Consider the following 365-nt stretch of genomic DNA (forward strand, 5'->3'; position numbering starts at 1 on the left):
GCTCCATCATACCAGTTTACTGTATGGGTAGTAAAGTCCACTGGATTTGTGTCTATTAAATTTAATGTTACTGAACCATTGAATGGAGCTACGCACCTTGTATTTGGGTTCATTGTGAAATCAATGGTAGGCAACACCTGAATATCACTTACTACTACCGGAACCACATCTGATGGACAACCAAGATCATTATTGGTAACAATCACATCATAAGTATCATCTTCTAACTCTAAGAAGGTTCCCGTATTATTACTATCATTAAAACCTGTGTTCTGACCTGTTATACTATAAGTGTAGGTATCTGCTATACCATCCACACCTGGATCATTGGCATAAGGATCCAAATTAATAACTATCTCCCCTGT

The 365-nt window shown here is 37.5% G+C and carries 1 protein-coding gene; it reads right to left on the reverse strand.

Annotated elements, in window-relative coordinates; translation table 11 throughout:
• A partial coding sequence (locus tag E1140_RS21110; protein ID WP_185153302.1) for a hypothetical protein occupies positions 1 to 365 on the reverse strand: 365 nt, incomplete at both ends.

The organism is Fulvivirga lutimaris, assembly GCF_009711525.1.
In the GTDB taxonomy this organism is placed as follows: Bacteria; Bacteroidota; Bacteroidia; order Cytophagales; family Cyclobacteriaceae; genus Fulvivirga; species Fulvivirga lutimaris.